Consider the following 7,330-nt stretch of genomic DNA (forward strand, 5'->3'; position numbering starts at 1 on the left):
GCCGAAGCCCTGCTCCCGCCCCTTCGCACGAAGCTCTAGACGGTTTTGTCATCTTGACAAATCTATGACCTTCACGTTGGCGCGCGGGGCCTCTACAAAATCGCCGCATTGACACCCCCATAGCCGGTTGCTATACTGCTCACAATATTTTCGGGACGCCATGTGCAGAGCGTGAGATGAAGAGGAGGAACCACCGTGACGAGTGCCTGGGAACACAAATTTGCGAGCGAGGCCCTGACCTTCGACGATGTACTGTTGCTGCCAGCTCACTCGACCGTCCTACCGCGAGACGTGGACGTCTCCACGCGATTGACCACGGATATTCGGCTCAACATCCCCATCGTGTCCGCGGCCATGGATACCGTCACCACTTCCACCATGGCCATCGCCATGGCGCGCGAAGGCGGCATTGGCATTATCCATAAGAACATGCCCATCGAATCGCAGGCTGAAGAGGTCGATCGCGTCAAACGCTCCGAGAGTGGTGTCATCACCAACCCCATCTACCTCACACCGGACAAGCCTCTGCGCGAAGCGGAAGCGCTCATGAGCAAGTATCGAATTTCGGGTGTTCCGATTGTGGAGTGCGGATCGCAGAAGCTCATTGGCATCATCACGAACCGCGATCTGCGCTTCGAACGGGACGATTCCCGACCCATCGGGGAAGTCATGACCCGGGAGAACCTCATCACTGCGCCGGTGGGAACGACGTTGGCGGAAGCGAAAGAGATTCTCCAGCGCCACAAAATCGAGAAGCTGCCGCTCGTGGATGCCGAGGGAAACCTGCGCGGCCTCATCACCATCAAGGACATCGAGAACGCGCGCCGTTTCCCGAATGCAGCGAAGGATTCGCAAGGGCGCCTTGTGGTCGGCGCGGCGGTGACCGTATCGCCAGACGTGATGGATCGCGTTGATGCGCTCGTGGCGGCGCACTGCGACGTGATCGTCGTGGATACCGCGCACGGGCATTCGGAGTTTGTCCTCAAGGTGGTGCGGGAAGTTCGCTCGCGCTACCCGGACATTCAGCTCATCGGTGGAAATGTTGCGACGGCGGCGGGCTGCGAGGCGCTGATGGACGCGGGCGTCAACGCCGTGAAGGTCGGCATCGGGCCGGGCTCCATCTGCACCACCCGCGTGGTGGCGGGCGTGGGCGTGCCGCAGGTCACGGCCATTTACGACTGCGCCAACACGGCGCGCAAGCGCGGCATTCCCATCATCGCCGACGGCGGCATCAAGTATTCGGGCGACATCGTGAAGGCCATCTCGGCCGGCGCAAGCTCCGTGATGATTGGGAGCCTGCTCGCGGGGACGGCGGAGAGCCCGGGCGAGATCGAGATCTACCAGGGTCGGCAGTTCAAGGTGTACCGCGGCATGGGGTCCATCGGCGCGATGCGGGCCGGATCGGGCGACCGCTACTTCCAAGGAGACAATTCGGCGGGCGACACGAAGAAGCTCGTGCCGGAGGGCATCGAGGGGCGCGTGGCGTACCGCGGTCCCGTGAGCGAGATTGTCTATCAGCTCGTCGGCGGCTTGCGAAGCGGCATGGGTTACACGGGGTGCGCGACCATTCAGGAGCTGCAGGAGAAGAGCCAGATGGTGCGGATCACGTCGGCGGGACTTCGCGAGAGCCATCCGCACGACGTGCAGATCACCAAAGAGGCGCCGAACTACTCGATTTGACGTGGAAAGAGGACCTGCGCTGTACTACAATAATCGTTAGGTCTTCAACCACTCACCGGTTGGTTCCGGTTGCAATACAGAGGGGGATGCGGCATGTCGAATGTCGGCACGGATCGCGTGAAGCGCGGTATGGCGGAGATGCAGAAGGGCGGCGTCATTATGGACGTCGTCAACGCGGAGCAGGCGAAGATCGCAGAGGCGGCCGGCGCCGTCGCGGTCATGGCGCTGGAGCGGGTTCCGTCGGATATCCGCAAGGCCGGCGGCGTGGCTCGTATGGCGGATCCGACCATTGTCGAAGAGGTCATGAACGCTGTCTCCATCCCGGTCATGGCGAAGTGCCGCATTGGGCACATCGTGGAGGCGCGCATTCTCGAGGCGATGGGCGTCGACTACATCGACGAGAGCGAGGTGCTCACGCCAGCCGACGAGAAGCACCACATCGACAAGACGAAGTTCACCGTCCCGTTCGTCTGTGGCGCGCGGGATCTCGGCGAAGCCCTGCGCCGCATCGCCGAGGGCGCGTCGATGATCCGCACCAAGGGCGAGCCGGGCACGGGCAACATCGTCGAGGCTGTGCGCCATCAGCGGATGATGCAGTCCGCCATTCGCCGCGTCCAGGCGATGTCCGAGGACGAGTTGTACGCAGAGGCGAAGAATCTCGGCGCGCCGTACCATCTTCTCAAGCAGGTGCACGATCTCGGCCGTCTGCCGGTCGTCAACTTCGCGGCGGGTGGCGTCGCTACGCCTGCCGACGCTGCGCTCATGATGGAACTCGGCTCGGACGGCGTGTTCGTGGGATCCGGCATCTTTAAGTCGGAGAATCCGGAGAAGTACGCGCGCGCCATCGTCCAGGCTGTGACGCATTATCAGGATTACGAGTTGTTGGCGCACCTGTCCAAGAACCTCGGTCAGGCCATGTCGGGCATTGATCTCGCCACCTTGCGCGAGGAGGAGCGCATGGCGGTTCGCGGTTGGTGACGCGGAGACGATACGCCTGCGAGAGCCGGGGGCGAAGGCCCACCGGCTTTTGCATATGAGAGGAGGATGGGCCATGAAGATTGCCGTCATTGCGGTGCAGGGCGCGTTTCGGGAGCACATCGCGGCCTTGAAGTCGCTCGGCGCGGAGGCCTACGAGGCCAAGTGGGCGCGAGATCTCGAGGGCGCCGATGGCGTGATCATCCCGGGTGGCGAATCTACAGCCATCGGCAAGCTCATGCGGGAGTACGACATGCTGGAGCCCGTCCGGGAACTGGCTCGCGCAGGCAAGCCCATCTACGGCACCTGTGCCGGGATGATTGTCCTCGCGAAGCGCATCGAGGGAGAGGACACCACCCACCTCGGCCTGATGGACGTGACTGTTCGCCGCAACTCGTTCGGCCGACAGCGCGAATCGTTTGAGGCCGAGATCGACATTCCGGCCATTGGCGCGCCCCCATTTCCGGCCGTGTTCATTCGCGCGCCGCACATCGTGTCCGTGGGCGAGGGCGTGGAGGTCCTCGCGACGTACGAGGATCGCATCGTGGCCGTGCGGCAGGGCAATCTCCTCGCCACGTCGTTCCATCCGGAGCTCACGGACGACTACCGCCTGCACCAATACTTTCTGAACATGGCGCAGGCGCCGGTGGCACATTGACTCGAGCGCGAGGTGTGACATGTTAGATATCCGAGCCATTCGGCAACAACCCGACGTGTTCAAAGCGAAGCTGAAGCGGAAGAAGGTCGATCCGGCCGAGATCGACCGGTTGCTCGAGGCGGACGCCAAGTGGCGCGATGCGCTCGCTGAGGTGGAGCGCCTCAAAGCGCTGCGCAACCAGACGTCCGAAGCCATCGCACGCAAGAAACGGCAGGGAGAGGACGCGAGCGAGGACATCGCGCGGATGCGCGAGGTGTCGGATCGGATACAGGCGCTGGACGACGAGGTGCGCGAATGGGAGCGGCAAGTGCGAGACGTGCTGCTCGCGCTGCCGAACGTCCCGCACGACTCGGTGCCGGAGGGCGAGTCGGAGGACGACAACCCGGTCATCAGGACGTGGGGAGATGTTCCGGCGTTCCCCTTTGAGCCGAAGCCACACTGGGAGATTGCGGAGGCACTCGACATCCTCGACAGTGAGCGCGCCGTGAAGATCACCGGCAGCCGCTTCGTGCTGTACAAGGGCCTCGGCGCGCGGCTGGAGCGGGCGCTCGCGAACTTCATGCTGGATCTCCACGTGGAGCGGCACGGGTACACCGAGATGTTCCCGGCGTTCATCGCGAACGAGGAGAGCCTCGTTGGCACGGGCAACCTGCCGAAGTTCGGCGACGAGATGTTCAAGCTCGAGGGGCTGCCCTACTATCTCATCCCGACGGCCGAGGTGCCGCTCACGAACTATTACCGGGACGAGATTCTGTCCGCCGATCAACTGCCGGTGAAATTCGCGGGCTATTCGGCCTGCTTCCGCTCGGAGGCCGGATCGGCCGGAAAGGACACGCGCGGCCTGATTCGGCTGCACCAGTTCCAGAAAGTGGAGCTCGTCAACCTGTGCCTGCCGGAGCAGTCGTACGAGGTCCTGGAACAGCTGACGCGCGAGGCCGAGGCCGTGCTGGAGGCGCTCGAGCTGCCCTACCGCCGGATCGAAATTTGCACGGGCGATCTCGGCGCGAAGGACGCGAAGAAGTACGACATCGAGGTCTGGCTGCCGGCGCAGAACCGCTACCGCGAGATCTCGTCGTGCACCAACTTCGAGGACTATCAGGCGCGCCGAGCCAATCTGCGCTTCCGGCGGGAGGAACGGGGCAAGCCTGAGTTCGTGCACACGCTGAACGGCTCGGGCCTCGCCATTGGGCGCACGGTGGCGGCCATCCTGGAGAACTACCAGCAGGAGGACGGATCGGTCCGCATTCCGCGCGCGCTCGTGCCGTACATGGGCGGGATCGACCGCATTGCAAAGGGCTGAGCCTGGGAGGGATCTCGGGTGCGAATCTCCAACATCCGCGTGCGGCTGTCCGCGGACGACCTGAATTCGATGATCGCCGAGTTCGCACCGGACGTCCCGCTGCGCATTCTCGCCATCCAGCCGGACGGCGTGCGCGGCCAGTTCAAGTTTCTGATGTGGAACATCGACTTCGCGGCGCGGCCGACGTGCAGCGCGGACAAGGGCGAGATATCCATTGAGATTTCGGCGCGCAAGCTCGTGAACATCCCGCCGGCTCTCGTGCAGATGAGCCTGCAGGAGGCCATGAAGGATGCGCCGCAGGGCATCGAGGTCTTGCGCCAGAGCCTGCGGCTGAACGTCGCGAGCCTGCTCGAGCCGCTCGGCATCGCGCTCAAGCTGAACGAGTTCACGTGCACCGAGGGCGCGTTGGTCATCGATCTGGCCCGCGTCGAGATCGACATGAAGGGGCGCACTTCGGAACTCCGATCCATGTGGAAGCGACGGGGGGAGTAGCGGCAAGTTGAATCGAGGCGTGCGTTCAGAAACAAGGCGCCAGCCCATGGAGGCCCTGCGGCGCCAATTGCAATCCATCGACGGGCGCGGCTACAAGGCGTACGAGGTCCTCGAGGGCGCGTACGCCTTCCCGTCGTTCACTCTCGCCATCGATCACGTCCAAGGCGATCCGTTCGCGGATCCGTCCAAGGTGCGGGTCCTTGTGCCGCGGACCAAGACCTCCGTCGGCGACGCGTGGATCAACGCGCCGTGGCGCAGGATCCGGTGCGAGGACCTGCTTGCGCGGCGGATGGACGAGGCGCTACGCCGCCTGGCAGGTCGAGCGCGCGGCACCGGCAAGAGCGGGCTCATCGCCATCGACGCGCCGGGGCAGAAGGTGCTGGAGCGGACGGCGGTGCAGATTGGGCGGGACGAGATCGTCATCTGCCTGTCGGTCGGTCTGCCAGCCGCCGGAAGGCGTGTGCTGGCGCGGGAAGCGGAGGCGATGCTCTTCGAGCAGATTCCCGCCGCTGTGGAGCGCACCGTGTATGGCCTGCGCGAGGAGGAGATCCGGCCCGCGGTGGAACTGGCGGATCAGCAGCAGGCCGTGCGCCAGTATCTGCGCGATCACGGCCTCGTGGCCTTCGTCGCCAACGGCGCCATCCTGCCGCGCGAGAGCGGCGTCAGCGACAAGCCTCTGCGGCGTGGCGCGGTGCCATTTGAGAGCCCGCCCGAGCTCGAGATCTCCATCCCCGTGCCCCACCGCGCAGAGCCGCTTCGCGGCATGGGCATTCGCCGCGGCATCACGCTCATCGTCGGCGGGGGCTTCCACGGCAAGACGACGCTCCTCGAGGCGCTCGAGCACGGCGTCTACGATCACGTCGCGGGCGACGGCCGCGAGTTCGTCATCACCGACGCAGGGGCCGTGAAGATTCGCGCCGAAGACGGGCGCAGCGTCGCCGACGTCGACATCTCGCCGCTCATCGGCACGCTTCCCCACGGGAAGGACACGGCGCGTTTCTCGACGGAGGACGCGAGCGGGAGCACCTCGCAGGCGGCGAACATGGTGGAAATGATTGAGGCTGGCGCCACAGCGTTTCTCATCGACGAGGACACGAGCGCGACGAATCTCCTCGTCCGCGACGCGCGCATGCAGGCGCTGGTGGCCAAGTCGGGTGAGCCCATCACGCCCTACATCGACAAGGCGAGGCAGCTGTTCGACGAATACGGCATCTCTACCGTGCTCGTCGTCGGAGGACTGGGCGATTACTTCGACATTGCCGATTGCGTCATCAAGATGGAGGCGTACGTGCCGCACGACGTCACCGCGGACGCGAAGCGCATTGCGGCCGCCATGCCCAGCGCTCGCCGACCCGAGGGCGGGGGCTCGTTCGGCGCTATCCGCCAGCGCGTGCCGCAGCCCGACAGCTTGAACAGCCAGCGCGGCCACAAGGCGAAGGTGGCGGCACGCGGGCGATATGCCATCCAATATGGCGCCACGGACATCTCCCTGCACGCGCTGGAGCAGATCGTCGACGACAGCCAAACGCGCGCCATCGCGGCGGCCCTGTTGTACATCGAGCGCAAGGGCTGGCTGGCCAAAGGGCTCACGGTCCGGGAGATCCTCGACGCCATGGAGGCGCAGTGGGATCAGGACGGCCTGGGCTCCATCTCGTTCCGCCCAGGCCATCCGGGCGATCTCGCCCGCCCTCGCCGGTACGAATTCGCAGCCGCGCTGAATCGGCTGCGGACGCTGAGGTGTGAGCAGCGAGATGCGAAGGGGGGAAGTCTCGGCCCTCGCCGCTGACGCGGTGGGCTACAGTCGTCGAGGAACGTTTGCCGCTCCTGCGCATGCGACTGATTTGGAGCGGCAAACACAAGAGCCCAGCGGGCAGACGGAGCGCCAGGAGGCGCTCGCGCTGTGCGGAGGAAGGAGATTTCCTTTGCGGGGTAGCTCTCCTTGGGGTATAATGTATGTGCGCTTCGAGCAGTTCAGCTCCCGTGCACCCGTAGCTCAGTAGGATAGAGCGGTGGTTTCCTAAACCGCGTCTTGCGGGGGTTCGAGTCCCTCCGGGTGCGCCAGAAGATGCAGCGATGGCGCGGATCCTCCGAGGTCGGAGGGTCCGCGTTTTTTTCATGTCCGCCTTCAGTCTGTCTAATCATCTTTTGTGCAGGTCCCGAAGGATTTGGCTACCTAGGGCATCCAACGCATCCTTTGTGAATCCCCTCGGATTACCCAAATTAAC

General features: G+C 64.5%; 6 protein-coding genes and 1 tRNA gene. All 7 read left to right on the forward strand.

Annotated elements, in window-relative coordinates; translation table 11 throughout:
- Positions 1-195: 195 nt before the first annotated feature.
- The 7 genes from guaB (at position 196) to AMA01_RS13270 (ending at position 7,166) form a co-directional block, all read left to right on the forward strand.
- The gene (gene guaB, locus AMA01_RS13240; RefSeq protein ID WP_067851704.1) at positions 196-1,680 is read left to right on the forward strand and encodes an IMP dehydrogenase; all 1,485 of its coding nucleotides are present in this window, start codon (positions 196-198) and stop codon (positions 1,678-1,680) included.
- A gap of 93 nt (positions 1,681-1,773) precedes the next feature.
- Positions 1,774-2,658, forward strand: a complete 885-nt coding sequence (gene pdxS, locus AMA01_RS13245; protein WP_067851706.1) for a pyridoxal 5'-phosphate synthase lyase subunit PdxS — start codon at positions 1,774-1,776, stop codon at positions 2,656-2,658.
- 73 nt (positions 2,659-2,731) lie between these two features.
- A complete protein-coding gene (gene pdxT, locus AMA01_RS13250; RefSeq protein ID WP_067851708.1) occupies positions 2,732-3,313 on the forward strand; it encodes a pyridoxal 5'-phosphate synthase glutaminase subunit PdxT in 582 nt (193 codons plus the stop codon).
- A 19-nt stretch (positions 3,314-3,332) separates the two neighbouring features.
- A complete protein-coding gene (serS, locus tag AMA01_RS13255; RefSeq protein WP_067851710.1) occupies positions 3,333-4,613 on the forward strand; it encodes a serine--tRNA ligase in 1,281 nt (426 codons plus the stop codon).
- Between the two features lie 18 nt (positions 4,614-4,631).
- Complete coding sequence (locus AMA01_RS13260; protein ID WP_067851712.1) at positions 4,632-5,105, forward strand: hypothetical protein; 474 nt, start codon at positions 4,632-4,634, stop codon at positions 5,103-5,105.
- Between the two features lie 46 nt (positions 5,106-5,151).
- Positions 5,152-6,891 (forward strand): ABC-ATPase domain-containing protein, encoded by a 1,740-nt coding sequence (locus tag AMA01_RS13265; RefSeq protein ID WP_067851714.1) that lies wholly within the window; start codon positions 5,152-5,154, stop codon positions 6,889-6,891.
- Between the two features lie 196 nt (positions 6,892-7,087).
- A tRNA-Arg gene (locus AMA01_RS13270) sits at positions 7,088-7,166 on the forward strand.
- Positions 7,167-7,330 lie beyond the last annotated feature (164 nt).

Source organism: Alicyclobacillus mali NBRC 102425 (assembly GCF_001570745.1).
In the GTDB taxonomy this organism is placed as follows: Bacteria; Bacillota; Bacilli; order Alicyclobacillales; family Alicyclobacillaceae; genus Alicyclobacillus; species Alicyclobacillus mali.

What these genes read in the sequence shown, in the direction of transcription:
- AMA01_RS13265 (WP_067851714.1), top strand. Translation starts at nt 5,152, where the DNA reads ATGGAGGCCCTGCGGCGCCAATTGCAATCCATCGACGGGCGCGGCTAC.
- serS (WP_067851710.1), top strand. Translation starts at nt 3,333, where the DNA reads ATGTTAGATATCCGAGCCATTCGGCAACAACCCGACGTGTTCAAAGCG.
- pdxS (WP_067851706.1), top strand. Translation starts at nt 1,774, where the DNA reads ATGTCGAATGTCGGCACGGATCGCGTGAAGCGCGGTATGGCGGAGATG.
- pdxT (WP_067851708.1), top strand. Translation starts at nt 2,732, where the DNA reads ATGAAGATTGCCGTCATTGCGGTGCAGGGCGCGTTTCGGGAGCACATC.